The sequence below is a fragment of the Kribbella sp. CA-245084 genome (genome assembly GCF_050942355.1).
Lineage (GTDB): Bacteria > Actinomycetota > Actinomycetes > Propionibacteriales > Kribbellaceae > Kribbella.
Genome location: NZ_CP192053.1, coordinates 4,717,159 through 4,741,264, shown reverse-complemented (window position 1 = coordinate 4,741,264; position 24,106 = coordinate 4,717,159). Strand labels below are relative to the sequence as shown.

Here is a 24,106-nt window from a genome sequence, read left to right as displayed (position 1 = left end):
GGCGATGGGGCAGCGAAGTCCGTTGGTGACGTTGGCGGCGACGGCCGTCGGGCTGGTCGGGTTCCTGGTGGTCAACAGCACCCAGACCGGCAGTCCGACACCCGCGAGCAGCCCGCCCGCGGCCACGCCGGCCGCCCAAGGCACCGTCACCCCGACGGCACCCGGGACCACGCCGCCGCCCACAACGACGCCGCCCAGCACAACGCCGGCGACGACTGCGACAGCCAAACCGCCCGCGGTCTACGCGGGTCGGACCAACGAACGTCAAACCTCGTTGGCGATCGCGACGAAGGGCGACCGAGCCGCGGCGTACGTCTGCGACGGCCGGAGCCTCGAAGCCTGGCTGACCGGCACCTACCGCAACGGCCAGCTCGTACTGCGCTCCAAGACCGGCGAGCGCCTGACCGCCGCCATCACCAACAACACTGCCACCGGTACCTTCACGCTCAGTGGTCGCACGCTGCGGTTCTCGATCGCGAAGGCCGGCCCGCCGGCAGGCCTCTACCGCGGGCAGAACTCCAAGAGCACCATCGGCTGGATCGTCCTGCCCGACGGCAAGCAGGTCGGCGTCGACGACGACGGTACGCCGGCGCCCGCCCCGCCGCTCGACACCACCACCCGCGCCGCGACGGTGAACGGCGTACCCGTGACCGCGCAAGCAGTCGTCGGAGATGAGACGTTCTGATGAGCACAGCACAGGTCCAGAAAGCGACCACGATCGCCGTACCGCTGGCGGCCGGCGCGGCGGCGGCCGTCGCGCTCGGTGTCTACGGCCGCCTCCACGATCCGGCCGGCGTCGCGATCAACATCGCCGGTTTCTCGAGCTTCCAATCCGTCAAGACCTGGCTCGCCACGCTCGCCGCGGTCCTGGGCCTGGTGCAGGTTGTCAGCGCCTACGCCCTGTACCACGGCCGCCCCAAAGTCGCGCCGCTCCACCGCTGGTCCGGCCGCGCCGCCGTCGCGGTCACGCTGCCCGTGGTCGCGCACTGTCTCTATGCACTCGGCTTCGAGTACGGCGAACCGCGCGTGCTGATCCACTCGCTGCTCGGCTGCTTCTTCTACGGCGCGTTCGTCGCGAAGATGCTCACCCTCACCCGGACCGACGCCCCCAAGTGGCTCCTGCCCGTCGTCGGCGGAGCCCTGTTCACCGCGCTGATCGGCCTCTGGCTGACCTCGGCGCTGTGGTTCTTCACGACGTTCGGAGTGATCCGATGACGGAGCAACCAGGCCGCCGCGCAGTGCTGGCCGTCGTACTCGGAGCGACCGCCGCCGGCTGTTCGAAGTACGGCGAACCCTCGAACCCGCCGCCGCAGAACGCACCGACCCAGACCGCGCCCGCGAACGCCGTACTCGGGACGACCGAGGAGATCCCGGTCGGCGAGGGCAAGATCTTCGACGAGAACCAGGTTGTCGTCACGCAGCCGGTGAAAGGCACGTTCAAGGCGTTCAGCAGCACCTGCACCCACCAGGGCTGCCAGGTCACGACTGTTGCCAACGGCACCATCGACTGCCCCTGCCACGGCAGCAAGTACTCCGTCAAAGACGGCTCCGTCGTGGCTGGACCCGCGCCGCGTCCGCTGCCGCCGAAAGAGATCACGATCTCCGGCGACTCGATCACGCTGGTCTGACCCGACCTCGGGGTGCCCTGATCGTCGCGGTGGGGGAGGATGGGCCCCATGACGAACCCCAGCGACCGTCCGTCGTACGCCCCCGACGCCGAGGTGGTGGAGCTCTGCAGTGAGCTGATCCGGATCGACACCACGAACTACGGCAACGGCAAGAGCAACGGGGAGCGGGTCGCGGCCGAGTATGTCGCCGCGAAGCTGGACGAGGTCGGGATCGAATCGACGATCTACGAGTCCGAGCCGGGTCGCGCGACGCTGGTCGCCCATTGGGACGGCGAGGACCAGGATGCGGACCCGCTGCTCGTGCACGGGCACCTGGACGTCGTACCGGCGGACCCGAAGGACTGGAAGGTCGACCCGTTCTCCGGGGACATCTTCGACGGCTGCGTGTGGGGTCGCGGTGCGGTCGACATGAAGGACTTCGACGCGATGGTGCTGTCGGTGGTCCGCGCCCGTCAGCGCGCCGGCGTGAAGCCGCGGCGGCCGGTGCGTCTGGTGTTCACCGCCGATGAAGAGGCCGGTGGCGTGTACGGCGCGCAGTGGCTGATCAACAATCACCCGGACACCGTCGCCGATTGCACCGAGGGTATCGGCGAGGTCGGGGGGTTCTCGATCACGGTCAAGGACGACCTGCGGCTGTACCTGATCGAGACGGCCGAGAAGGGTATGAACTGGATGCGGCTCAAGGCCCGCGGTACCGCAGGTCACGGCTCGATGGTCAACAACGACAACGCCGTCACCAACCTGGTCGAGGCCGTCACCCGGATCGGCGGGCACGAGTGGCCGTTGCGGATCACGCCGACGGTGCGCGAGTTCCTGAAGACGCTGGAGGACGTGCTCGGGGTCGAGCTCGATCCCGAGGACATGACCTCGACGCTCGCGAAGCTGGGCACGTTCAGCCGGATGTTCGGCGCCACGATCCGCAACACCTCGAACCCGACGATGCTGAACGCCGGCTACAAGGTGAACGTGATCCCCGGCGACGCCGAGGCGCACATCGATGGTCGCTTCCTGCCCGGGTACGAGGACGAGTTCTACGCGACCATCGACGAGCTGCTCGGCGACAAGGTGCAGCGGGAGACGGTCGTCAACGACATCGCGCTGGAGACCGAGTTCAGCGGCGGGCTGGTCGAGGCGATGAAGGCGTGCCTCGCTGCCGAGGACCCGCAGTCGCGCACGGCTCCGCTGTTAATGTCGGGTGGTACGGACGCCAAGTCGTGGAGCCGGCTCGGCGTGCGGTGCTTCGGGTTCGTGCCATTGCAGCTGCCGCCGGACCTGGACTTCATGGGCATGTTCCACGGCATCGACGAGCGGGTGCCGACGGCGTCGCTGGAATTCGGCTCGCGGGTGCTGGACCGCTTCCTGGATCAGGCGTGAGCTCGGACCGGCGGCCTGGGAAGGTAAGAGCGTGACGGCAGAGAACGCCCCCGAGGAGCTCACCCGGCTCCGCAGCAGCATCGACAACATCGACGCCGCGCTGATCCATCTGCTGGCCGAGCGCTTCAAGTGCACCCAGCAGGTCGGTGCTCTCAAGGCCCGGACAGGGATGCCGCCGGCCGACAAGTCCCGCGAGCAGGCGCAGGTGGCCCGGCTCCGCGCGCTCGCCGCGGAGTCCGGTCTCGACCCGGTCTTCGCCGAGAAGTTCCTCGCCTTCGTGATCGCCGAGGTCATCCATCACCACGAACGCCTCGCCGAGGCGCGCGCCGCGGACTAGCTGGTTCGGATGATCGTCGGTACGGCGAGTAGGCCGGAGTTGAGGTAGTCGGCCGCGTGTTCGACGTGCTGCAGGTCGAACCGTCGCCCGAACTGCGCCGTCACGTCAGCTGCCGCTTCCAGCAGGTGCTGGTCGGCGGAGAGCGCGTTCGCCGCTGTGTTGTGTACGACGATGCGCAGGACGTTGGCGCCCACCCGCGCGGCGTCGGTGAGGTCGACGCGGTACGGCGGAGCCCAGAGCGTGCCGCATGGCGTGTCGTTGAGGTAGATCTCGGCGGCGACGCCTACCGGCGGGGTGATGAGAGCGCGGTAGGAGTTGCTCGGCAGATACGGCTCGCTGTCGGGGGCGACGGGCTCGCCGGGGCCGAAGTCCAAAAAGACGGTGCCGTCGGTCTGCTCCAGTTGCAGCTCGACTTCGTAGGCGGCAGAGCCGGAGTACGTCGCCAGCTCCGGGTCGTCCTCCCAGCGATGGGGGAGCGTGACGGAGCGAATGTTGTTGTCGAAGGCAACCGACCAGTTGCCCTGGACCTCTCCGACAAGTTGGTCGGTAGGCGCGACGGTGGCGGTCGCGGCGGTCGGGGACAGGACGGCGGATTCGTAGGGGTGCAGCGTGAGCGTGGTGACCGGCTCGTGAGTGGTCCAGTGGTCCATCGGCTCATCGAAGGTCAGCGTGCGAGGCTCGGCCCCGGTGTTGGCGACGAAGTAGAAGTCGCCGTCGTCGAGGCGGCGATGGACGACGCCGACGCCGGGAGGTGGTGTGATCGGTGCCGTCGGCAAGTGTTCTGCAGGATCGGTGACCACCTGCCCGCCGGAGGCAACCACAGCGTCGAGCCAACGCTGGGTGTCCGGAGGCGTCGTGGCTCCTTCTGGTACGACGATCAGCGGGACGTCAGCGGGATCCACGACCGAGATGGCGTCGTCGTCGATCAGGTCGAAGTCGAGGCCCGCCTCGCGGATGGTGCGGGGAATGCTTTCGGGGATCAGGCGGCGTACGACGCGGTACAGGTTGTTCGGTTCGTCGACGCCGGTGTCGGCGTACGCGTCTGAGGCCGGGATGTAGATCTTGACCGGGCGGACCGGCGTACCTTGCTGGAGGAGCCAGGAGAGGCGGTGGAGTGAGGCGAACAGATCGGTTGCCACCGGCCACCATGGGTTGCGGTCGTCGAGGGTGCCGGCGGCGTAGAAGATCCAGCCGAGGCCGGGTCCGTTCGACGGCGAGTACGGCCAGCCGTGGCCGATGAGCTGGTTGACGCCGGACAGGAAATGCTCGTGCGCCTCACCTTGGAGATCGAGCGGCGTCGCGCGGAACGACGGCGAGTGGACCCAGGTCCACACCTCCGCCGACACGACCGACCGACCGTAGATGTTCGCGGCCGACGACGCCCAGCGAGTCTCGGGGATCCGCGTCCAGCCCCAGCCCTCGCCCTCGAACATGTCCGCGAACCGGTAGCTGCTCATCGTCGCCGGCGGTTCGCCGTAGCTCTGGATGCGGAACGGTACGCCGTGCCCGGCCGCCCACTGCTGGAACACCTTCAGGAAGTTGTCCTCGTACAGCTCCGACAGCGTCCGCCCGAAGTCGATCCGCAGCTGCCTCCACTCACCCCTGTCGACGAAGAGCTCATACAGCCGCGGCCGCAGGTCGTACCCCCGGCGCTTGGCGAACTCCTCGAAGATCCCCGGCGTCCAGTCGCCCTTGTACACCTCGAGGCTGTCGCAGAACACAGACCCGAGCAGCTCCGGCGTCGCGGCCTTCAACAATGGCTCCGCCACGCAGCGGATGTGCTCCAAAGCCGCAGCCGCCAAGTAGTGATCGAGCGTGTGCCCCTCCGCACCGACTGCGGCCCGCTTCACGTTCTGCCCGGTCACCCGCGACGTCGCGATCAACACCTCCCGCGGTTGACCGCCGGCCGGCACCTCGATCACTCCGTCGCGCACCGGCACCTCGACGTACGACGACGGCGCGCCGAGCCCTCCCTCGCCGACGAAGGCCGCGACGAACTCGTCACCGGGCCAGGCAGCAACGATCGGTACGTCGTACGCCGCCGCGCCGATCTCCCGCCGATCCCAGTGCAACTGCCGCGCGGCATGCGCGGTCCCGACGTGCGGGCCGCCGTACGACCAACCGCTGCCGAGCGTCACGTCGAACCGCAGCCCGAGCGATCGCGCCGTCCGCGCAGCGTGCCCGACCAACTCGAGCAGCTCCGGTGAGCCGAAAGAAGCAGTCACAGGCCCCATCGGATAGACGAACGAGACCTCGGCGCCACCCAGTCCCGCGGCGGCCATCGCGGCCAGCTCGCGGTCGATTTCGTCTCGCTCGATGGACGGTCCGAACCACCACCAGCGCATCATCGGCCGCCCCTCGGGCGGCGGGTTCCGGAACTGTCGTCGTACGTCGTCGACGGTCGCCATACCCTTCACCCCACAGCGCACGCGGCGCAGGGTCAACGAGGATGACCACTACCGGTCAGATTTGGTCACGCCCGAGGTCAGCAGGTACTGACCGACGGCGTACGTCGACATCGTGAGCGCGCCGCGGCCCGGGAAGTCCCGCCCGGACATCCGCAGCGCGATCAACGCGTCCGAGATCAGGAACAGTGCGCCGCCGACGCCGCTCCGCGAGTTGTGCCAGCGCGACGCGACCGCAGTTGCCGTGAGCAACAACGCGTACGCCGCCACCGGCACCCGCCGGCCATCGAGCCCGGGGGACAGGACCGCGATCAAGGCTGCCCACAGCGCCGCGTACGCCGCGAGCACCCGCCACGACCGCTGCGCCGGGTTGGCGAGGAACACCGCGAGGTAACACGCATGCGCCGCCGCGAAGGCCGCGATCCCGGCCAACTGCGCATCAGTCTCGAGCAAGAGATCCCCAGCCGCAGACGCTAGCAACGCCGCCTGAAGCAGCGGCGGTGCATCCTGCGTCCGCGACCACTGCCACAGCAGCGGCATCAGCGTCGCCTTGCTGGCCTGCTTGAGGATGTTGACGTCAAAGGCAACGGCCGCGACCTGCACGACCGTCGCACCCCAGAACCCCGCCAACACCCGCCGCCCACGCGCCAACCGCCCCAGGTTCATACCCCCGAGTCTGCCGCCTCGAGCAGCCCGACTCACCGGTGTTCACGACAAGTTCAACGTGGCGCGGAGGTCGGGCAGGTGGGCCATGAGGGACTTGGGCGGGGTTGGGGTGGTGACCACGGAGAGGGTGAGGCGGTAGCGGAACGGCGCGGTCGCTAGGTGTTCGCCCGGGCGGAGTTCGGTGGCGAGGGCGGTGCGAGGAACCAGGGCCAAGTGGGCGCGGCGGCGGGCCATGGCGACGGTGGTGCCGAGGTTGACGCCGCGGCGCGGAGTCGCGCCCAGGGCGACCAGGCGCGCATGGATCTCGTCGACCCCGCGATCGTAGGTCGCGAACACGATCGGCCGCCCCTTGAGCGGCTGCCGGCCGCGGCCAGGCGGCCGGGCGCCGGACGGGACGAACAGGACGAGGTCGTCGTAGCCGATCCGCCGGGCGACGGTGCCGCGGGGGAGCGTCATCTGCTCGGCGATCGCGATGAAGGCAGCGTCCATCGTGCCCTCGGCGACACGCTCGACCAGGAAGTGCCCGTGGTCGACCTGCTGCTCGATGTCGAGGTCGGGCAGCGCGGCGTCGAGGACGGGGAACAGGATCGGCGACAGGCCCCCGAAGGTGCCGATCACCAGGCGCTGGCCGGTCGCTGCCGCTCGGGTCGCGTCGTACACCTCCTCGAGGTGACGCAGGATGTGGTCGGCGCGGCGACTCAGCTCGGCGCCGGCCGAGGTCGGCCGGGCGGCGCGGGTGTCGCGCTCGAAGAGCTTGGCGCCGCAGGTCCGCTCCAGCCGGCTCAGCCGCTGCGACGCCGACGGCTGCGAGATGCGCAGCTCACGGGCGGCGGTGGCGACGGCGCCGGTCCGGCTGATCGCCTGGACCAGACGCAGATCCTCGACGGCGGGTAATGAGGCCATAGGTTCAGCCTATGGCAATCACCCAACTCTCGACGGCTACCTGAGCGGGCCGGATTCGCAAAGAATCAAGGGTATGAAGGCCCGGACCGAAGCGATCGCGCTGCTGGCCGGGGGCGGAGTGGCGGACTTCGCGCTCCGGTTCACACAGATCGCGCTACCGCTGGTGATCCTGCGGGAGACCGGTTCAGTCGCCGCGACCGGACTGGTCGGCGGCGTCGCGGGCGTACCGATGCTGTTGTCGCCGTGGTGGGCGCGAAAGGCCCGCCAATGGGTGGATTCCGGTCCGCGCCTCGCGGTGGTCGCGGCGATCTCCGCGCTCGCGCTCGCGTCCGTACCGGCAGCGGCCGAGGTTGGGCTGCTCACGCCAGGGCTGCTCGTCCTGAGTGGGTTGCTCCTCGGCTTCGGCGATGCGTTGTCGAGTCCGGGCCGATCAGCGCTCCTGGCCGACACCGGGGACCGCTGGCGCGAGGGGCAGGCCGTCGTACTGCTGACGTGGCAGGACGGTCTGCGCCGGATCGGCATGCTGCTCGGCCCTTCGGCCGGCGCCTTGGCCGTGTCGACCGGCCTCACCAACGGTCTGCTGTGGATCGAGGCCGTCGCAGTACTCGTAGCCGGTCTTCTCGCCTGCACGGTGCGGGCAGAGCGGGCCCCCGACGGTACGGCGACGCCGTCGATCCGGGCGAGCCTCGAAGGCCGGCCGAGCGTTCTCCACGGCTGGATCGTCCGCGGCACCGGCTGCGTGATGTGGTTCGCGTTCAGTCTCGGCCTGTCGATCCTCGGCGAGGACCGCGGGCGTCCGGGGATCTACCTGGCCGCCGGCATGACCGGGTACGGCGTCGGCTCGCTGATCGGTTCGGCCGCTTCGCTGGCGGTGATCCGACGGGTCAGACCAGTGCCGCTCGCTTCGATCGCGTGGGCCAGTGTCGGTCTGTGCTTCGTGGGCATGGGGCTGTGGACGACACCGCCGGCGATCGCCGTGCTGGGAGCGGGCGCCGGCCTGACCGTCGCCGTGGGGAATGCGGCGATCTCCCAATTGATCGCCCGGGAGTCATCGGGTGCCGATCGGCGCGCGTTGTTGTCGGGGCAGACCGTCGTCACGAATGCGGGCAGCTCGGCGGGCATGTTGTGCGGCGGCCCGATCATCGCCACGCTCGGCGCCGAGCACACGTTGGTCGGCGCCGGACTCGTCACTGCAATTGTGTCGCTGACCGTCCTGGTGCGGTGTCAGACTGCGGAACATGCCAGAGAACAGTCGAGCGATCGTGATCACCACGCTGGCCGAGCGGCCTGAGTACCTCCAGCGGATGTACGAGTTCGCCGACACCTGGCCGAAGTTCATGTTCAACGACCCGATCGGCAACGCGCTGATGGGCCAGGTGGCGGCGAACTTCCCCGACCAGTGCCTGGTCGCGACGGAGGACGACGAGCCGGTCGCGCACGGCCGGAGCATCCCGTTCGTCTACCCGGACGAGGACCGTCCGAAGCTGCCGGCCGACGGCTGGGACCGGGTCCTGCAGTGGGGCTTCGCCGACCTGCGTCACGACCGCGAGCCGAACGTGTCGAGCGCTCTGGAGATCCTGATCCGTCCCTCGCATCAGGGTCGCGGGCTGTCCCACGCGATGCTCGACGCGATGCGCCAGGCGGTCAAGGCCAAGGGCCACACCACCCTCTACGCCCCGGTCCGCCCGAACGGCAAGACCGACCCGCACCAACCAATGACGGAGTACGTCGAGCAAAGCCGGCCGGACGGTCTACCGGCTGATCCCTGGCTGCGAGTCCACGTCAAAGCCGGCGGCACGATCCTCGAGGTCGCCCCACGCTCGATGGTCATCGCCGGCACGCTCGACGAGTGGCGCGGATGGACGGATCTCCCGTTCGACACGACCGGCGACGTCGTCGTACCCAAGGCCCTGGTCCCCGTCCACGTCGACGTCCGCCACAACCACGCCGTCTACGTCGAACCGAACGTTTGGGTCCGCCACGACCTCTAACGCGCCAGGCGGCTGAGCAACGCCGACGCCGCACAGATGCCCGCGATCGCGGCAACGATCAAGACACCGAAGTCCAATAGGTAGTTGGTGGGTTGGCCGATGAGTAGGCCGCGGAGGGCGCTTACTTCGTAGGTCAGCGGGTTCGCGTGGCTCAGGACCTTCAGCCAGCCGGGCATGATCGCGATCGGATACAGCGCGCTCGACGCGAAGAACAGCGGCATCGTGATCGCCTGGCCGATACCCATCAGGCGGTCGCGGCGCAGTACCAGGCCGGCGATGGTCATCGACAAGCACGAGAAGAACGCTGCACCCAGTACGACGACCACGAGCACGGCCAGCAGCTTCAGCGGGTTCCAGGTCAGGCTGACGCCGAGCAGCGCGGCGACGATGATGACCACGATCGCCTGCGAGATGGTCCGGACGCCGGCCGCGAACGCCTTGCCCGCAACGAGAGCAGAGCGAGGGCTGGGCGTGACGAGGAGCTTGGTGAGGATGCCGGCGTCGCGTTCCCAGATGATCTGGATGCCGTAGAAGATCGCGACGAACAGCGCCGACTGAGCGATGATGCCGGGCGCGAGGTAGTCGAGGTATGGGACGTTGCCGGTCGGGATCGCGCGGATCCGGCTGAACGTCTGGCCGAAGATCACCAGCCAGAGGATCGGCTGGATCGCGCGCGTGATCAGCTCGGTCCGGTCGTGCCGCAGCTTCTGCAGCTCGATCAGGCAGAACGTGCCGATCCTGGACAACAGCCGGAGCGCCGCTCGCGGCCGCGAATCAACCCATGCGCTGGGCGGTGCGACGGGTGCCACGGACATCGCGCAGGCCTCCCTTCTCCGAAGCCGCGAGGCTTTCGCCGGTGTGGTGGCGGAACACGTCCTCGAGGCTCGCCTCGGGACCGAGCTCGGCCTTCAGATCAGTCGGTGAGCCGAGGGCCCGCAGCCGGCCGAGATGCATCAACGCAACCCGGTCGCAGAGGATGTCGGCCTCCTCCATGTAGTGCGTGGTCAGCAGCACGGTCATCCCGTACCGCTCCTGCATGTCCTGAACCCGCGCCCACACCGAGTCCCGCGCGACCGGATCCAGCCCGACCGTCGGCTCGTCGAGCACGAGCAGCGCGGGCCGATTCACCAGCGCCTGCGCAAGCTCGAGGCGTCGTACCATCCCGCCGGAGTACGTCGACGCGAGCCGGTCCGCCGCATCCGTCAGATCAACGATCTCCAGTACTTCGGCCACGCGCGCGGCCCGTTCACGCCGCGGTACGTCGAACAGCCGCGCGAACCACGACACGTTCTCGCGGCCGGTCAGCGCGCCCTCGATCGACAGCTGCTGCGGGACGTAGCCGAGCATCCGACGTACCGACATGGCATCCCTGCGCACATCGAGGCCGAAGACGCGGACCGTGCCCGACTGCGGCGGATAGAGCGTGTTGAGCACCCGGAGCGTGGTGGTCTTGCCGGCGCCATTCGGACCGAGCAGACCGAAGCACTCGCCGGGCGCGACGGTCAGGTCAAGGCTGTCGACCGCGAGATGATCGCCGAACCGGTGACTCAGCCCGGTGATCTCTGCGGCCGGCACTGATGGTGACGCGGGTTCGGCACTCATAGGTTTGATGGCGCTGGATCCCGGTCCGTTGACCGAGCTGCACAGACGCCATCTCCCTCCCTTCAGGTTTTGTCGGTCGGGCGAGGTAGCGTTCTCCCTGGCTGCGATAAGCAAGCAGTCAGCAGTCGAAGTACAAGCAGCAACCACGGCCGGGCGGGCCGTGGCAGTGCGGGGAGCCTTCTTGCGCAGTAAGGCACGGCCGTGAACCGCAAACCTCAACCCGCAGGGGTTGGAATCCTCCGCCTTCGGGCGGTGGAGGACGTCAAACGCGCTCCTTCGTGTCATTTGAAGGCGCCGTGTGCGTGTGACATCTGGGCTTCCTGGTCCGGATGTAGCCTCTCCGCGAGGACGGCGAGGACCGGTAAGGCGGCTCGGATGGCGTCTCGGTCCTCGCCTGCGAGACCGTCGAGGGCCTCGTTGACCAGGGCGGCGCGGCGGTCGCGCCAGGCTTCGACCTGCTCGCGGGCCGGCTCGGTCAGGGTCAAGCGGGCGACGCGGCGGTCCGTCTCATCGGGTGCGCGCAGCAGCATGCGGCGCTCGGTGAGCTGGCCGACGAGGGTCGACACGGTGTTCGCGACGAGACCGAGCTCGGCGGCGGCTTCGGCGACGGAGATGCCCGGATTGCGCCGGACGAGTCGGACCAGCTCCGCCTGCGAGCCGGTCAGCGTGCTGAGCGCCAACGGCCGCCCCGCGGAACGACGGAGCCGGCGGCGTACCAGCCCGATCGCGGCCAGCAGGTCCTCGGCGAGAGTCTCGGTCACATCTTCGAGATTACCTCTGTCGCAGAGATATTTCATCGGCAGAACCCCAACTAATCGGGGTACTGCGGGTGAAGAACCCCGCGCACGATCGAGGCATGAGCACAACAGAGAGCAACAAAACCGTCGTCAAGGACTTCATCGACGGACTGTTCACCAAAGGGGACCTCGGCGCCGTGGACACCCACCTGGCCGAGGACTTCATCAACAACGACCCGCCGTTCGGCGTCACCGCGGACCGGGAGGGGATGCGGGACGCGGCCAAGATGATGCGAGCCGCGTTCCCGGACTGGCACAGCGACCTGCACGCGCTGATCGCGGAGGGCGATGTCGTCGTCGAGCGGTTCACGGCCGGCGGGACGCAGCGCGGCGAGGTGATGGGCGTGCCGCCGACCGGCAAGACCGTCAGCCTGCCGGGGATCAACATCTGGCGGCTCCGGGACGGCCTGATCGTCGAACGGTGGGGCCGGCTCGACGACCTCGGTTTCCTCCGGCAACTGGGCGTAGCATCCTGATCATGGGGGCGGGGGGAATGGATCGCCTTGAGGTGCTGATCCAGCGCTGTTACGCCGGGCTGGACGCCGATCAGTTGCGGTCCGAGGTGCTCGCGCGGCTGCGGGGTGTGCTGACGGTCGACGCGGCGTTCTTCGCGACGGTGGACCCGGCGACGGTGCTGTTCACGTCGGCGATGGTCGACGAGCCGCTCGGCGCGATCACCGAGCAGTTCATCGCGAACGAGTTCGGGCAGGACGACGTGAACAAGTTCGCCGTACTGGCCGGCGGCCGCGATCCGGTGCGGTCGCTGGGCCAGGCGACGAAGGGCGACTGGGGGAGCAGCCCGCGGTACGCCGAGTTGATGCGCCCGCTCGGTCTCGGCGACGAACTCCGCGCCGCCCTGATGTCGAACGGCCGCTGCTGGGGCGTCCTCTGCCTACACCGCGAAACCGCAGAGTCAGGCTTCGCCACCCAGGAGATCCAGCTCGTACGCCGCCTGGCGCCCCACCTCGCCGAAGGCCTGCGCCTCGGACTGCGCCCCACCGCCTTCGAGCCGCACGAACCCGACCCGAGCCCGACAGACCATACCGTATGGTATGCCGGTGGGCGGCGGGTCGGGCCGGGAGTGGTTGTGCTGGACACCCGCCTCCGGCTGCGGTCGTCGAGCGCCGAGGCGGACCACTGGCTCGCGGAGCTCGGGTCGGCGGAGGCGCTGCCCGTCGCCGTCCGGTCGGCGGCCGCGCGGATGCAGGTCGACCAGGCGACCGCGAGGGTGAAGGTCAGGACGCGGGCCGGCGACTGGTTACAGCTTCAGGCATCGAGCCTCGGAGATGACGGGCAGATTGTCGTCGTGATGGAGCCGGTCACACCGGGTCAGCTGGGGTCCTTGCTGCTCGATCTGCACGGACTCACGCCGGCTCAGCAGCGGGTCACGGAGCTCTTGCTGCGCGGCTACTCCACGCGGCAGATCGTCGAGCGGTTGTGCCTGTCACCGCACACCGTGCAGGAGCACGCGCGGGCGTCGTTCGACAAGGTCGGCGTCGGGAGCCGACGCGAGCTGGTGAGTGTGTTGCTCAGAGGGTCCGCATCACGCGGATGATGCGGCGGCGGAGCCAGACGCGGCGGGTGCCGTCGGGATAGCGACGAAGACGGGCAAGCTCCCACCCGCCGTACTCCGCGTGCTCGGTGAGCAATCTGCGCACCGCACCGCGGGACTCCGTCCTGGACACCTCGAACTGCTGCAGCTCGTATTCGGCCATCCGCACCTCCGACTACCTGAACAACAACACCTTCAAGAAACATCCTCCAGCGCCGCCGCGATCGCGGGCGGCAGGGTGAGTTCCTCCACTCCGAGCACCGACTTCAATTGCAGCGCAGTCCGGGCTCCGACGATGGCCGCCGACACGCCGGGCCGGTCCCGCACCCAGGTCAGCGCGACCTCGAGCGGGGTCCAGCCGAGCCCGTCCGCTGCCCGGGCAACCGCTTCCACGATGCCTGAAGCCCGCGCGTCGAGGTAGGGGTCGACGAATCTGGACAGATGCTGAGACGCCGCCCGGGAGTCCGCCGGGATGCCCGTCCGGTACTTACCGGTCAACACACCGCGGCCAAGCGGGGACCAGGCCAGGACCCCGATCCCGAGCCCGGCGGCGGCGCGGAGTGCGTCGACCTCCGCGTCCCGGGCGAGCAGCGAGTACTCCACCTGGTTCGACACCGGGATCGCGCGGCCCGGCCACGCCTGCTGCCAGGTCACGGCCCGGGCGGACTTCCAGCCCGCGTAGTTCGAGATGCCGACGTACCGCACCTTGCCGGAGTTGACCGCGTGATCCAGCGCGGAGAGCGTTTCCTCCAGCGGGACGTCGTCGGACCAGGTGTGCAGCTGCCAGAGATCGATGTGGTCGACGTTCATCCGGCGGAGCGAGCCCTCGAGGTCGCGCAGCAGGGCGCCGCGGGAGGTGTCGGTGATCCGCTCACCCCGGCGGACGCTGAACCCGGCCTTGGTCGCGATCACCAGGTCGTCACGGTCCACTACGTCGCCGAGCAGCGACCCGATCAGCAGCTCGCTGTCACCATCGCCGTACGCCGCGGCCGTGTCGATCAGCGTCCCGCCCGCGGAGACGAATGCCGCCAGCTGCTCGCGCGCCTCATGCTCGTCCGTGTCCCGGCCCCACGACATGGTGCCCAGGCCGAGCCTGCTCACCGCCAGTCCACTGTGACCGAGATAGCGCTGCTGCATGACCCGAGCCTATTGCGGCCTACCGACAACCTCTCGCTAGGCTCGCCAGTCATGCGACTCGGACTCAACATCGGCTTCGTCTTCGGCGGCGACGACCACCTCGATCACCTGAGGCTTGTGAAGGAGGCCGAGGCACTCGGCTTCGCGGTCACCTGGGCCGCGGAGGCGTACGGCTCGGACGCGGCCACGCTGCTCAGCTGGATCGCCGCCCAGACCACCACAATCGATGTCGGCGCGGCCGTTTTCCAGATCCCGGCCCGGACACCGGCCATGACCGCGATGACCGCGGCCACGCTGGACCGGCTGTCGAACGGCCGGTTCCGGCTGGGTCTCGGCGTGTCGGGGCCGCAGGTTTCGGAGGGGTGGCACGGCGTCCGTTTCTCTCAGCCTCTGCTCAGGACCCGTGAGTACGTTGACATCGTGAACGCGGCCCTCCGGCGTGAGACCGTCGCGTACGAGGGGAAGCACTTCACCTTGCCGCTGCCCGACGGACCGGGCAAGGCGCTGAAACTGACCGTGCGGCCGATCCGCGACCACGTGCCGGTGTACCTGGCGGCGGTCGGTCCGAAGAACCTCGAGCTGGCCGGCGAGATCGCCGACGGCTGGCTCGGCATCCTGAACGATCCTGCCTACCTGGGAGAGCAGTTGACGCACATCAAGGCGGGCCGGCAAGCCCGTCAGCTCGGCCTCGACGACTTCGACGTGGTGGTGACCACGCCGCTGATGACCGGGGACGACCTGCAGGTCGCGGCTGATCCGGTCCGCGGGTACGCGGCGCTGTACATCGGCGGCATGGGCAGCCGGGAGAAGAACTTCTACAACGCGCTCGCGATCCGGATGGGGTACGCCGAGGAGGCCAAGCAGATCCAGGACCTGTACCTGGACAAGAAGCACCGCGAGGCGATGGCCGCCGTACCGTTCGGGTTCCTGGACTCGATCTCGCTGCTCGGTTCGAAGGAGCGGATGGCCGAGAAGCTCACGGCGTACGCCGAGGCCGGGGCGACGACTGTCGCGCTGACGCCGTTCGCGTCGACCGTCGAGCAGCGGATCGCCGACCTGCACACCGCCGCCGAGGCGCTCGAGCTGTCCGGGGTCGCGGGCTGATGACGATCTGGGACTCCATCATCCTCGGCATCGTCGAGGGCCTGACCGAATTCCTCCCGGTCTCCAGCACCGGGCACCTGACCATCGTGTCGAAGATGCTCGGCCTGAAGATCGACGACCCGTCGATCACCGGCTTCACCGCGGTGATCCAGGTCGGCGCGATCGCCGCGGTCGTCCTGTACTTCTGGAAAGACATCTCGCGCATCGCGGTCGCCTGGGTCCGCGGCCTGGCGAACCCCGAACACCGCGGCGAGTTCGACCACCGCATGGGCTGGTACGTCATCGTCGGCTCGGTCCCGATCGTGATCGTCGGCTTCCTCGCCCGCGACCTCATCTCCGGCCCCCTCCGCAGCTTGTGGTGGGTCGCCGCCGCGCTGATCGGCTGGTCGATCGTGATGGTCGCCGCCGAACGCATCGGCACCAAGGAACGCCCGCTGACCCGCATCACCTTCGTCGATGCGCTCGTCATGGGCCTGGTCCAATGCCTAGCGCTGATTCCAGGCATCTCCCGCTCGGGCGCCACTATCTCCGCCGGCCTTATCCGAGGCTTGGACCGAGTCGCGGCTACCCGGATCTCATTCCTGCTGGGCATCCCGGCGCTCGTCGGCGCCGGCGTCTACGAGCTGAAGGACGCGCTCCACGGCAACGTAGGCGCAGTACCTCTGCTCGTCGGCACGGTCGTCAGCTTCATCGTCGCCTACGCCTCGATCGCCTGGCTGCTCCGCTTCGTCGCCAAACACACCATCGAGGTCTTCGCCTTCTACCGGATCCTGCTCGGTATCGTCCTGGTCATCCTGCTGGCAACCAGCACAATCACCGCTACCTAGAGCCAGCCGACCTTGCGGAAGAAGGCGTACATGGTGGAGCAGACGACGGCCATCAGGAGGAGAACGGCGTAGTAGCCGAAGTGCCAGCGGAGTTCTGGCATGTTGTCGAAGTTCATGCCGTAGATGCCCGCCAGCATCGTCGGGACCGCCGCGATGGCAACCCAGGCTGAGATTTTTCGCATGTCGTCGTTCTGCTGGACGGACACCCGCGCGAGGTGTGCGTTCAGCGCGGACTGGAGCAGGATGTCGATGGATTCGGTCTGCTCGGATACGCGGGTGAGGTGGTCGGCGACGTCGCGGAAGAACGGGCTTGCCTTCGGCCCGAGGCCGGCGACGCCGTGTGCGAACTCCTCCATCGGCTCGCGCAGCGGATCGATCGCCCGCCGCATCTCGAGCACCTCGCGCTTGAGCCGGTAGATCCGCTCCGCGTCGCTGGTCCGCTCGGGCGAGAACACCGAGCTCTCGATCTCGTCGACGTCGAACTCGACCTGTTCGGCGACGGTCTCGTACTGGTCCACGATCGCGTCGCAGATCGCCCACAGTACGGCGGCCGGCCCATGCCCGAGCATTGACGCGCGCTCCTCCAGCTCGTGCCGCGTGGTGGCGAGCTCACCGCCTTCCCCGTGCCGCACGGTCACGACGTACCGCTCCCCGATGAACGCGGTCACCTGCCCGGTCTCGACCGCGTCACCTTCGTCGACGTACCAGAGGGTCCGCAGTACGACGAGGATCATGTCGCCGAACCGCTCGACCTTCGGGCGCTGGTGGATCTGCAGCGCGTCCTCGACGGCAAGGTCGTGCAGGTTGAACAGCCGCTGCACCCGCTCCATCTCGGCGTCCGACGGGTCGTGCAGCCCGATCCACCCGAACGAGTCGTGGTCGTCGTCGATGGCCTGGGCAACGGTCTCGGGATCCTTGGGCAGATCCCGCCGTTCCCCCTCGGCGTACACCCCGCAGTCCACGATCACGTAACCCATGATGGCACCCCGACTTGCCGGACCGGATAACGTGCTCACCATGCCCACGGTGATTCTGGTCCGTCACGGCCGTAGTGCCGCGAATACGTCCGGCACGCTGGCTGGTCGCACGCTCGGTGTGAAGCTGGACGAGACCGGCATCAAACAGGCCGAGGCGGTGGCGGAGCGGCTGGCCGAGCTGCCGCTGGCCGCGATCGTCACCTCGCCGCTCGAGCGGTGCAGGCAGACCGCCGCAGCGATCGCCAAGCACCACGCCGAGCACCATCCCGAGCACGTGTTGCGTCCGGCAACCGACCGGCGGTTGACCGAGTGCGGGTACGGCGACTGGACCGGCAAGAAGATCGCGACCCTGGCGAAGGATCCGCTGTGGGCCGTCGTCCAGCAGCACCCGTCGGCGGTGACGTTCCCGAACGGCGAGTCGATGCGGGGGATGCAGCAGCGCGCGGTCGACGCCGTACGAGCGCACGATGCGGAGCTCGCCAAGTCCCATGGCAACAACGCGATCTGGGTCGCGGTCTCGCACGGCGACGTGATCAAGGCGATCGTGGCGGATGCGCTCGGCCAGCACCTGGACACGTTCCAGCGGATCGTTGTGGACACGGCGTCGACCACGATCATCACCTACACCGCGACCCGCCCGTTCCTGGTCCGCCTGAACGACTCCGGCAGCGAGCTGGCGTCACTGGTTCCTAAGCCGACAGCGAAAGGCAAGCCCAAGAAGCAGTCCTCGGACGCAGTAGTCGGCGGACGGTAATAGGGTCTAGATATGGCGCGAGTTGTACATACCTACGACGACCCCGAGCGGTTCGTCGCCGGCACCGTGGGGGAGCCCGGTGCGAGGACGTTCTTCCTGCAGGCCAGGGCCGGGCAACGGCTGACGTCGGTCGCGTGCGAGAAGGAACAGGTGATGGCGCTCGCGGAGCGGCTCGACGTGATGCTGGACGAGGTTGCCCGGCGCTTCGACCGCGATCCGGTGACGCAGACCGCCGCCGACGACACCTCGCCGCTGGAGCAGCCGATCGAGGAGGAGTTCCGGGCCGGCACCATGACGCTGGCCTGGGAGGCCGACGCCGAGCGCGTGGTGATCGAGGTGTTCGCGGTCGTCACCGGTGAGCAGGCCGACCTCGAGGAGACCGATCCGGTCACGGCCGCGATGGAGTCCGACGACGCCGAGGTGTTCATCGTCCGGATCACCGAGGAGCAGGCCAGGGCGTTCGCCCGGCGCGCGGTCGCGCTGGTCGCGTCCGGCCGCCCGAGCTGCCCGTTCTGCGGCCGGCCGATCGACGCGGACGGACACATCTGCCCGCGGGCCAACGGTTACCGCCGACACCTGCCGGAATGATGACTGATCCCGACCTGCTCGCCCGCGGGGAGCTGTCACTGCACGGTCGCCTCGTCGCGGCCTCGAACGGTACGTACCAGGGCTCGGTCAGCCTGGACGGCGAGACCGCGACCGTGGTCTACAAGCCGATCGAGGGTGAGCGGCCGCTGTGGGACTTCCCCGACGGCACGCTGGCGCAGCGCGAGTTCGCGGCGTACGTCGTCTCCGAGACGCTCGGCTGGTCGGTCGTGCCGCCGACGCTGCTGCGGGACGGTCCGCTTGGCGAGGGCATGGTGCAGTTGTGGATCGACGAGGCCGAGCTCGGGCCCGCGGAGACCGAGCTGGTCGACATCGTTCCGCAAGGTCGCGTGCCGAAGGGCTGGGTCGGCGTACTCGAGGCGCTCGACGGCCGCCACAACCCGGTCACGCTCGTCCACGCGGACAACGACGCTCTGAAGCGGATGGCCGTCTTCGATGCCGTGGTCAACAATGCCGACCGCAAGGGCGGCCACGTGCTGAACCCGGGCGACGGCCGGGTGTACGGCGTGGACCACGGCGTCACGTTCAACGCCGACGACAAGCTCCGCACGGTCCTGTGGGGCTGGGCCGGCGATCCGATCCCGGCCGACCTGCTGGACGACGTACGCCGGTTGGCGGATCAGCTCGCTGGTGGCTTCGGGCAACAAATGTGCGAGCTGATCACCACGGTCGAGCTGACCGCGACCCGCGAGCGCTGCGCGATCCTGCTGAAGACCGGCACCTTCCCGTATCCGAGCGACGACTGGCCCGCGATTCCCTGGCCCGCGTTCTAGACCTTCGGCTCGACGTTCACGTTGCCGATCCGGCCGAGGTCGTCGAAGGTCGCGAGGACGACGCTGCCGTTCGGCGCCGTACCGCGGATCGCGTCGGACCCCTCGTCGTACGGCAGGCCGAAGTGCTGGAAGTACCCGCGGACAACCTGCCGATGGTCGGACGGGAACACGCTGACAGCCGTCATCAGCAGCCGCGGCGTGGCAATCGCATCGAACTCGGCCAGCGGCAGCTGCTCGTCGGCGACATGCAGATACACCTGCCCGCGACCCTCGTTGATCGCGGTCGACCAGACCCCACGACCAGCGAGTACGGCGCCCGCGGTGATCGCGAGCGTGATCGCGGCCTGCGCCGGTTGCGGGAACCCGCTCAGGTCCAGGCTGCCGGTGGTGAACTCGTCGATCCCGTGCCTGCCGCCGAACTGCCGGATCGCGACGGTCGGCGCGACTGCCGGCGCGTCCGGGCCGAAGCCCGGGTTCGCCCAGCCCCACAGCCAGGTGTTGTCCTGGTGCGAGAAGCTGCCGAGCAGCGAGACGCCGCCGAGGGCAGTCCGGTCGCTGGTGAGCGTCCGCGCGTCGAGGTCGGCGTGCAACGAGCCGGGGCCCACCACCTCGTTGAAGAGGTCCTGTTGCTGGATCGCGGCCGCGGCGATCCAGCCGCCGTACGCCTGGAAGTCGGAACCGAAGTCAGCGCTCATCGTTCGCGACGTTAGCGGGACCAGGGGGCCAGCCGGTGGACGGACCACAGATTGGAACCGTGTCGCGTCATTGAAAATCGGACTGGCATAAGCTCCGACACATGCAGGCGTGGACGAAACCAGACATCCCGGTCGTACCCGGGCCGGCCCGGCGGCTGCGCCTCTACGACACCGCCTCCCGCGGCCTGGTCGAGGTGCCGCCCGTCGACAGCGCGACGGCGCGGATGTATGTGTGCGGCATCACGCCGTACGACGCGACGCATATGGGTCACGCGGCGACGTATGTCACGTTCGACCTGATCAACCGGATGTGGCGGGACAGTGGGTACGACGTCCACTACACGCAGAACATCACCGATGTCGACGATCCGCTCCTCGAACGGGCGACGGCGACCGGCGTCGAGTGGACCGATCTGGCCGCGCAGGAGATCCAGCTGTTCCGCGACGACATGACCGCGTTGCGGGTGATCCCGCCGCAGCACTACATCGGCGTGGTCGAGTCGATCGACCTGGTCTCCGACGCGGTCGAGGACCTGCGCCGCGCCGGCGCTGTGTACTCCGTCGACGGCGATCTGTACTTCGCGGTGAAGACCGACCCGCTGTTCGGCGGTGTGTCGAACTACGACCGCGAGACGATGCGGGAGCTGTTCGAGGAGCGCGGCGGCGACCCGGATCGCGAGGGCAAGCAGGATCCGCTGGACAGCCTGCTCTGGCGGCACGAGCGGCCGGGGGAGCCCTCGTGGGACTCGGGGCTCGGACGCGGCCGGCCGGGGTGGCATGTGGAGTGCTCGGCGATCGCGCTGAAGTACCTCGGGATGACGTTCGACGTCCAGGGCGGCGGGACGGACCTGATCTTCCCGCACCACGAGATGTCGGCGAGCGGTGCGCAGGTCGCGACCGGCGAGCACCCGTTCGCGCGGGCGTACGTGCACCAGGCGATGGTCGGGCTGGACGGCGAGAAGATGTCGAAGTCCAAGGGCAACCTGGTGCTGGTGTCGAAGGAGCGGCTCGCGGGTGCGGATCCGATGGCGATCCGGCTGGCGCTGCTCACGCATCACTACCGCACCGATTGGTTCTGGATGCCGACCGATCTGACGTCGGCGCAGGAACGGCTGGACGTGTGGCGTGGCGCTGTTGGCCGCGGGTCCGGGCCTGATGGTGCGGCAGCGGTCGATGCCCTGCGGGCGGCGCTCACGAACGATCTGGACACGGTCGCTGCGTTGGCTGCCGTGGATGCCTGGGCGGAGAGCGAAGGCGACGACCATGAAGCGCCTGCACTAATCGCGCTGGCAGTCGACGCGTTGCTGGGTGTGAAGCTCTAACTGAGAAGGCCCCGACCGAAGCCGGTCGGGGCCTTTCACATGATCAGCCGGTGACGGCTTGGTGGGTCTTGACCGGGGTCGGAACCGGCGCCGCCGGGACGTGGTCGACCGGCGGAGCTTGGACGTCCGGCTGGGTCGGCTTCGGGGTGGGCTTGGGCTTGGCGGCCGGCTTGGCGCAGGTGGCCGAGGCAAGGTTGATGACCTCGGTGCCGCCGCCGAGGTTGATGCTCAGGCCGGTGATCGTGAACGAGCCGTCCGAGTGCTTGCCCTGGCTGTTGACGCTGATGGCCGCCAGCGGGTTCGACGGCAAGGACGCGCCCTGCTTGGTGCTCGGCAGCTTCAGGGTCTGGCCGAGCAGCGTCACCGCACCGAGGTCGACGCCGCCGGAATCACCCGAGCAGTAGACGTTGAGCGAGTCGATGGCGAGCAGCGAACTCGGCGGGTTGAGCAGCAGGTTGCACAGGTCGGGGAGGTTCTTGACCGGCAGGTCCTTGGTGCTCAGCTTCGGCAGCGGCAGGCCGAGGTCGGGCAGCGCGATATCCGGCAGCGGCAGGTCGTCCGCGCCGGTCTTCGGCAGGCTCGCGCACTGCTGCTTCAGCTCGGGCGGGATCTGCACCTGGCTGAGGATGTCCGGACCGACGACGATGTCGAACAGCTCGACCGACGCCGAGTCGTTGCCCGCGGTCGCCGTACCGGCCCGGACCGAGAGCAGCGGGTTCTTCGGGAGCTCCAGCGCGGACGTCGTCTGCCGCTTCCCGTCGAGCGATTCGGCGTACGGCGTCTTCGCGATCGGCACCTGGCCTTCCGCGCTCACGGCGTACGCCGACGACGGGCGGGCCGCGGCGTTGCCGGCCGGCGCACTGGCGACCAGGCTGAACGTCACGACGCCTGCCACGGCCGCGGCCGTGAGAATCGTCGGAGTCAACTGTCGTCGCATACGGAATCTCCTTATTTGCTGTCGATCAGGACGAGCGTCCCGAGCGGAACCTTCTGCAGATCGGCGAGGGCGGTCTTCGGCACCCGGACGCAGCCCGCGCTGATCGCCGCCCCGAAGACGTGGGGATTCGGCCAGCCGTGGATCGCGACCGTACCAGGTCCGCCACCGAACGTGTCCAAGGTGGGACTGTGCGCACCCAACGGGAGCACGATCGGCGATGCCGACCGCTTGTGGTCGATGATCGAGCCGAGCAGGAACGTCCGGCCGGGCGGCGTCGGCGTCTTCTTCGCGCCGACTCCGGCCTTCCAGGTGCCCAGGCTCTTGTTCTTGTCGAAGAGCTCGATGGTCCGCGAGCTGGTGTGCACGCGGACCAGGTACGACGAGGAGGCGCGGTCGAGGTCCTCGTCCTGGAGCCAGCCGGTGGATCGGTTGGGCTTGGAGGGGAGCAGGACGCGCACCCAGCCATCGGTCTGCTCGACCACCGGCAGCCAGGTCTGGCCGAACTGCGTGGGCGCGATCTTCCCGAACGCGTCGGCGTCCGGGGCGGTGAACAGTGCCGCCTCGGCACGCGGGTGGACGACCAGACCATTGGTCCCGGAGAACGGCTGGGTGTCGAGCGGAGCGGTGGCGATCGTGGTGGCGGTGGTCGACGCCGTCAGCGTGGTGAGGTCGACGGTTACATGCTTCGTCTTGTGACCGAAGATGCCGACCGCGGCGACGATGCCGAGCAGAACGAGCACAGCGAGGGCAGGGATCGAAGTACCGCCCCGCTCGTTGCGCATGTCGTTACTCCCCGTGCTCCCGGTGACGGCGCGCCGTCACCCCCCAGTTATCCGGACGAGAATAAACCCATTAGTAACAACGCGCCATGCCAGGCCGGGTTACGTGGTCGAGTAGTAGGCGGCGATGTCGTCACTCGTGGTCAGCCAGACGTCGCTCTGCGCGGCAATGTACTCCAGTGCGAGGTTCAGGTACTTCGCCCGGAACGGCTGCCCGATCACGAACGGATGCAGCGCGAGCGCCATCACCCGGCCGCCCTCCTCACGCAGTACGTCGTACTGGTCCTTCACCATCTGGAGGAAGTCGGGGCCGGACAGGCCGCGGAGGAACAGGCCGAGGTCGTTGAGCTCGAGGGTGTACGGGACGCTGAGCATTCCGGGCACGTTGAGGCGGTACGGCTGATCGTCGTTGGTCCAGTCGAGGACGTACCGGTACCCGAGCTCGGCGAGCAGCTCCGGGGTGTTGTGGGTCTCGGTCAGCGCCGGCCCCATCCAGCCCTTCGGCCGCTTACCGGTGGCGGTCTCGATCGTGCTGGTGATGTCGGTGAGGATGCGGCGTTCCTCGTCGGGCTCGTAGCCGGTGTGCAGGATCGAGTTGGTCTGCCCGTGGGCCAGCCAGGCCCAGTCGCGTTCGACGCCGGCCTTGATGAGCTGCGGGTTGCGCTCGGCAACCATCGAGTTGACGAGAGCGCTCGCGCGCACGCCGTACCGGTCGAGGATGTCGATGATCCGCCAGACGCCGACACGAGCGCCGTACTCCCGCCAGCCGTGGTTCAGTGCGTCGGGTTTGACGTCGATCGGCCAGATGCTGGTGGAGGGTTCGTCGGGCAGGAAGTGCTCGATGTTGAGGCCGACATAAAAGGCCACGCGCTTGCCGTCGGGCCAGGTGAGGGCGGGTCGTTCGGTGATCGGGCTGTACTCGTAGAGCGTCATACCGGGA

The 24,106-nt window shown here is 68.7% G+C and carries 28 protein-coding genes; 15 read left to right on the top strand and 13 right to left on the bottom strand.

The features are described from left to right. Positions 1-4 precede the first annotated feature (4 nt). From ACQPYH_RS22785 to ACQPYH_RS22765, 5 genes are read left to right on the top strand one after another with little or no spacing between them, the layout of a single operon-like run. The gene (locus ACQPYH_RS22785; protein ID WP_432874767.1) at positions 5-685 is read left to right on the top strand and encodes a hypothetical protein; all 681 of its coding nucleotides are present in this window, start codon (positions 5-7) and stop codon (positions 683-685) included. Continuing rightward, positions 685-1,215, top strand: coding sequence for a DUF6529 family protein (locus ACQPYH_RS22780; RefSeq protein WP_432874764.1), 531 nt, complete (start codon positions 685-687; stop codon positions 1,213-1,215). The genes ACQPYH_RS22785 and ACQPYH_RS22780 overlap by 1 nt, the downstream gene beginning before the upstream one ends. After that, positions 1,212-1,628 carry a Rieske (2Fe-2S) protein gene (locus ACQPYH_RS22775; RefSeq protein ID WP_432874762.1) on the top strand — a complete coding sequence of 139 codons (417 nt, stop codon included), beginning with the start codon at positions 1,212-1,214 and terminating at the stop codon, positions 1,626-1,628. The genes ACQPYH_RS22780 and ACQPYH_RS22775 overlap by 4 nt, the downstream gene beginning before the upstream one ends. Positions 1,629-1,676: 48 nt before the next feature. Then, on the top strand, positions 1,677-3,002 hold the full coding sequence (locus ACQPYH_RS22770; protein ID WP_432874759.1) for a M20/M25/M40 family metallo-hydrolase: 1,326 nt from the start codon (positions 1,677-1,679) through the stop codon (positions 3,000-3,002). Positions 3,003-3,033: 31 nt separating this feature from the next. Beyond that, a complete protein-coding gene (locus ACQPYH_RS22765; RefSeq protein ID WP_432874756.1) occupies positions 3,034-3,339 on the top strand; it encodes a chorismate mutase in 306 nt (101 codons plus the stop codon). Here the strand turns inward: ACQPYH_RS22765 and ACQPYH_RS22760 are convergent. Genes ACQPYH_RS22760 through ACQPYH_RS22750 form a run of 3 tightly spaced genes read right to left on the bottom strand, consistent with a single transcriptional unit; the run spans position 3,336 to position 7,313 of the window. Further along, positions 3,336-5,747: a glycosyl hydrolase gene (locus tag ACQPYH_RS22760; RefSeq protein ID WP_432874754.1), complete on the bottom strand. Its 2,412-nt coding sequence runs from the start codon at positions 5,745-5,747 to the stop codon at positions 3,336-3,338. The two genes, ACQPYH_RS22765 and ACQPYH_RS22760, sit on opposite strands and share 4 nt — an antisense overlap. 48 nt (positions 5,748-5,795) lie before the next feature. Then, complete coding sequence (locus ACQPYH_RS22755) at positions 5,796-6,410, bottom strand: lysoplasmalogenase family protein (RefSeq protein WP_432874751.1); 615 nt, start codon at positions 6,408-6,410, stop codon at positions 5,796-5,798. Positions 6,411-6,452: 42 nt separating this feature from the next. Then, positions 6,453-7,313, bottom strand: coding sequence for a LysR family transcriptional regulator (locus ACQPYH_RS22750; protein ID WP_432874748.1), 861 nt, complete (start codon positions 7,311-7,313; stop codon positions 6,453-6,455). A 73-nt stretch (positions 7,314-7,386) separates the two neighbouring features. Between ACQPYH_RS22750 and ACQPYH_RS22745 the strand changes: the two genes are divergently transcribed. Beyond that, positions 7,387-8,604 carry an MFS transporter gene (locus ACQPYH_RS22745; protein WP_432874746.1) on the top strand — a complete coding sequence of 406 codons (1,218 nt, stop codon included), beginning with the start codon at positions 7,387-7,389 and terminating at the stop codon, positions 8,602-8,604. Next, positions 8,552-9,304: a GNAT family N-acetyltransferase gene (locus tag ACQPYH_RS22740; RefSeq protein ID WP_432874743.1), complete on the top strand. Its 753-nt coding sequence runs from the start codon at positions 8,552-8,554 to the stop codon at positions 9,302-9,304. The genes ACQPYH_RS22745 and ACQPYH_RS22740 overlap by 53 nt, the downstream gene beginning before the upstream one ends. Here ACQPYH_RS22740 and ACQPYH_RS22735 read toward each other — a convergent pair. From ACQPYH_RS22735 to ACQPYH_RS22725, 3 genes are all read right to left on the bottom strand, one after another. Beyond that, entirely contained in the window at positions 9,301-10,119 is an 819-nt protein-coding gene (locus ACQPYH_RS22735; protein WP_432874740.1) for an ABC transporter permease, read from the bottom strand. The two genes, ACQPYH_RS22740 and ACQPYH_RS22735, sit on opposite strands and share 4 nt — an antisense overlap. Then, the gene (locus tag ACQPYH_RS22730) at positions 10,079-10,906 is read right to left on the bottom strand and encodes an ABC transporter ATP-binding protein (RefSeq protein ID WP_432874737.1); all 828 of its coding nucleotides are present in this window, start codon (positions 10,904-10,906) and stop codon (positions 10,079-10,081) included. The genes ACQPYH_RS22735 and ACQPYH_RS22730 overlap by 41 nt, the downstream gene beginning before the upstream one ends. 281 nt (positions 10,907-11,187) lie before the next feature. Beyond that, positions 11,188-11,667 (bottom strand): MarR family winged helix-turn-helix transcriptional regulator, encoded by a 480-nt coding sequence (locus ACQPYH_RS22725; protein ID WP_432874734.1) that lies wholly within the window; start codon positions 11,665-11,667, stop codon positions 11,188-11,190. Between the two features lie 95 nt (positions 11,668-11,762). On the opposite strand from ACQPYH_RS22725, the gene ACQPYH_RS22720 reads away from it, so the two are divergent. Continuing rightward, on the top strand, positions 11,763-12,179 hold the full coding sequence (locus ACQPYH_RS22720) for an ester cyclase (RefSeq protein WP_432874731.1): 417 nt from the start codon (positions 11,763-11,765) through the stop codon (positions 12,177-12,179). A gap of 2 nt (positions 12,180-12,181) precedes the next feature. Continuing rightward, positions 12,182-13,258 carry a LuxR C-terminal-related transcriptional regulator gene (locus ACQPYH_RS22715; RefSeq protein WP_432874728.1) on the top strand — a complete coding sequence of 359 codons (1,077 nt, stop codon included), beginning with the start codon at positions 12,182-12,184 and terminating at the stop codon, positions 13,256-13,258. Here the strand turns inward: ACQPYH_RS22715 and ACQPYH_RS22710 are convergent. Together ACQPYH_RS22710 and ACQPYH_RS22705 are read right to left on the bottom strand one after the other, a co-directional pair. Next, positions 13,233-13,418 carry a DUF5703 family protein gene (locus tag ACQPYH_RS22710; RefSeq protein WP_130448421.1) on the bottom strand — a complete coding sequence of 62 codons (186 nt, stop codon included), beginning with the start codon at positions 13,416-13,418 and terminating at the stop codon, positions 13,233-13,235. The genes ACQPYH_RS22715 and ACQPYH_RS22710 overlap by 26 nt on opposite strands. 32 nt (positions 13,419-13,450) lie before the next feature. Then, positions 13,451-14,392 carry an aldo/keto reductase gene (locus ACQPYH_RS22705; protein WP_432874725.1) on the bottom strand — a complete coding sequence of 314 codons (942 nt, stop codon included), beginning with the start codon at positions 14,390-14,392 and terminating at the stop codon, positions 13,451-13,453. A gap of 51 nt (positions 14,393-14,443) precedes the next feature. Here ACQPYH_RS22705 and ACQPYH_RS22700 point away from each other — a divergent pair, with 51 nt between their 5' ends. Continuing rightward, positions 14,444-15,496 carry an LLM class F420-dependent oxidoreductase gene (locus ACQPYH_RS22700; RefSeq protein WP_432874722.1) on the top strand — a complete coding sequence of 351 codons (1,053 nt, stop codon included), beginning with the start codon at positions 14,444-14,446 and terminating at the stop codon, positions 15,494-15,496. Then, positions 15,496-16,323 (top strand): undecaprenyl-diphosphate phosphatase, encoded by an 828-nt coding sequence (locus ACQPYH_RS22695; RefSeq protein WP_432874720.1) that lies wholly within the window; start codon positions 15,496-15,498, stop codon positions 16,321-16,323. Before ACQPYH_RS22700 ends, ACQPYH_RS22695 begins: the two co-directional genes overlap by 1 nt. Here ACQPYH_RS22695 and corA read toward each other — a convergent pair. Beyond that, the gene (gene corA / locus ACQPYH_RS22690; protein ID WP_432874717.1) at positions 16,320-17,300 is read right to left on the bottom strand and encodes a magnesium/cobalt transporter CorA; all 981 of its coding nucleotides are present in this window, start codon (positions 17,298-17,300) and stop codon (positions 16,320-16,322) included. The genes ACQPYH_RS22695 and corA overlap by 4 nt on opposite strands. A 40-nt stretch (positions 17,301-17,340) precedes the next feature. Here corA and ACQPYH_RS22685 point away from each other — a divergent pair, with 40 nt between their 5' ends. Genes ACQPYH_RS22685 through ACQPYH_RS22675 form a run of 3 tightly spaced genes read left to right on the top strand, consistent with a single transcriptional unit; the run spans position 17,341 to position 19,433 of the window. Next, the gene (locus ACQPYH_RS22685; RefSeq protein ID WP_432874714.1) at positions 17,341-18,054 is read left to right on the top strand and encodes a histidine phosphatase family protein; all 714 of its coding nucleotides are present in this window, start codon (positions 17,341-17,343) and stop codon (positions 18,052-18,054) included. Positions 18,055-18,066: 12 nt separating this feature from the next. Beyond that, a complete protein-coding gene (locus ACQPYH_RS22680) occupies positions 18,067-18,642 on the top strand; it encodes a DUF3090 family protein (RefSeq protein WP_432874711.1) in 576 nt (191 codons plus the stop codon). Next, entirely contained in the window at positions 18,642-19,433 is a 792-nt protein-coding gene (locus ACQPYH_RS22675) for an SCO1664 family protein (RefSeq protein ID WP_432874708.1), read from the top strand. Before ACQPYH_RS22680 ends, ACQPYH_RS22675 begins: the two co-directional genes overlap by 1 nt. On the opposite strand, the gene ACQPYH_RS22670 is transcribed toward ACQPYH_RS22675, so the two are convergent. After that, on the bottom strand, positions 19,430-20,128 hold the full coding sequence (locus ACQPYH_RS22670) for a DUF6882 domain-containing protein (RefSeq protein WP_432874705.1): 699 nt from the start codon (positions 20,126-20,128) through the stop codon (positions 19,430-19,432). The two genes, ACQPYH_RS22675 and ACQPYH_RS22670, sit on opposite strands and share 4 nt — an antisense overlap. A 101-nt stretch (positions 20,129-20,229) precedes the next feature. On the opposite strand from ACQPYH_RS22670, the gene mshC reads away from it, so the two are divergent. Then, positions 20,230-21,450, top strand: a complete 1,221-nt coding sequence (mshC, locus tag ACQPYH_RS22665; protein ID WP_432874702.1) for a cysteine--1-D-myo-inosityl 2-amino-2-deoxy-alpha-D-glucopyranoside ligase — start codon at positions 20,230-20,232, stop codon at positions 21,448-21,450. 43 nt (positions 21,451-21,493) lie between these two features. Here mshC and ACQPYH_RS22660 read toward each other — a convergent pair whose 3' ends face one another. From ACQPYH_RS22660 to ACQPYH_RS22650, 3 genes are all read right to left on the bottom strand, one after another. Next, the gene (locus tag ACQPYH_RS22660) at positions 21,494-22,387 is read right to left on the bottom strand and encodes a hypothetical protein (RefSeq protein ID WP_432874700.1); all 894 of its coding nucleotides are present in this window, start codon (positions 22,385-22,387) and stop codon (positions 21,494-21,496) included. 11 nt (positions 22,388-22,398) lie between these two features. Next, positions 22,399-23,169, bottom strand: a complete 771-nt coding sequence (locus ACQPYH_RS22655) for a L,D-transpeptidase (protein WP_432874697.1) — start codon at positions 23,167-23,169, stop codon at positions 22,399-22,401. Between the two features lie 99 nt (positions 23,170-23,268). After that, the gene (locus ACQPYH_RS22650; RefSeq protein ID WP_432874694.1) at positions 23,269-24,099 is read right to left on the bottom strand and encodes a polysaccharide deacetylase family protein; all 831 of its coding nucleotides are present in this window, start codon (positions 24,097-24,099) and stop codon (positions 23,269-23,271) included. Between the last annotated feature and the right edge of the window lie 7 nt (positions 24,100-24,106).